We start from the raw sequence: 1,229 nt of genomic DNA, 5'->3' as shown, positions 1-1,229 counted from the left end.
CGAGTGCCCGACACGAGCTGCTGGGCAGCTTCACTTGTCGAGCGCTGAGCTATGAGTTAACTAAAGACGGTGATGTGACCACGGGGTCACTACGCGCATGCCGCAAAAAACGCAAAGTTTGGTATATCGATACGCCGTCAGCCTCACCAGCTAACCCTTCGTAATTCTTATTGCTTTTATTGATGTGTTTAACGGTATGGTTGGGCACATCAATGTGCGCTATTCCGTCCATTCTACTTTTGTCACTAATTGTCCAACTTCCCGTCATGTAGCTGTCACCTAAACCTCCTACTTTGCACACAAAGGCGTTGTCAAAGTAAGGGAGGGTCACATGCGAACCATTGAGACAATCACACAGCCAATAGCAACCATCGCTAAGTTTGATTTAGCATTCTCTAGCGTATGTCTTCAGCACCGTTTTAACCAACAAGTTGCCAACATCAGTAAAGGCGTTTCGCACAGTGGAGATGGGCATCTCTACGTCGTCTTAGGGCTGTTAGCTTGGTATTTAGATAAAGAACACGGATCTTGGTTTATGTTAGCCGGATTGCTGGCATTTGCCGTCGAGCTACCCATTTACTGGACGCTAAAAAACAGCTTTAAACGCCGCCGTCCTGAAGAACAGAGCGCTTTGTTACCTGCTTTTATCACCCCTTCTGATCGCTATAGTTTACCGTCTGGACATACTGCTGCTGCGTTTGTTATGGCAACACTTATCAACCATTACTACCCAGAACTCGGTTATGCCGCATTCTTTTGGGCGAGCTTAATTGGTACGGCGCGTATTTTGCTCGGTGTCCATTTCTTTACTGACGTCATCATCGGGGCGCTGTTGGGAAGTGCGTGTGGTGCTCTAGCTATTGCGATCGTAGGAGGCTAATGAATGAAAATTCTATACGGTGTTCAAGGTACGGGAAATGGCCATATCGCACGTGCACGTGCAATGAGCAAGGCATTTGAATCGCACGATGTGCAGGTCGACTTTCTTTTTTCTGGACGAGCACCGGAGAAATACTTTTCAATGGAAGCGTTTGGCGATTATCAGACTCGTCGCGGTTTTACGTTTGTGACGGAAAAAGGCTCGGTCAATTACGCCAAAACGGCCTTGAACAACAATTTGATTCATTTTTTCAAAGAAGTGAACCAACTCAACCTGGCGCCTTATGATTTAATCATCAGCGACTTTGAACCCGTCACGGCTTGGGCTGCTCGTCAACAAAATAAGCCGT

General features: G+C 46.9%; 2 protein-coding genes and 1 pseudogene. All 3 read left to right on the top strand.

Translation table 11 applies throughout. The features are described 5' to 3' along the window. Positions 1 to 164, top strand: a pseudogene (locus R8N28_RS25585) (SH3 domain-containing protein); the annotation flags it as partial. Between the two features lie 167 nt (positions 165 to 331). Next, entirely contained in the window at positions 332 to 880 is a 549-nt protein-coding gene (locus tag R8N28_RS25580; RefSeq protein ID WP_276419668.1) for a phosphatase PAP2 family protein, read from the top strand. Between the two features lie 3 nt (positions 881 to 883). Next, on the top strand, positions 884 to 1,229 hold a 346-nt coding region (locus R8N28_RS25575), incomplete at its 3' end, for a glycosyltransferase family protein (RefSeq protein WP_318183706.1).

Source organism: Vibrio sp. Vb1554, assembly GCF_033344235.1.
Note: the sequence above shows the minus strand (reverse complement) of the source record. Positions and strands in the feature narration are given on the sequence as shown.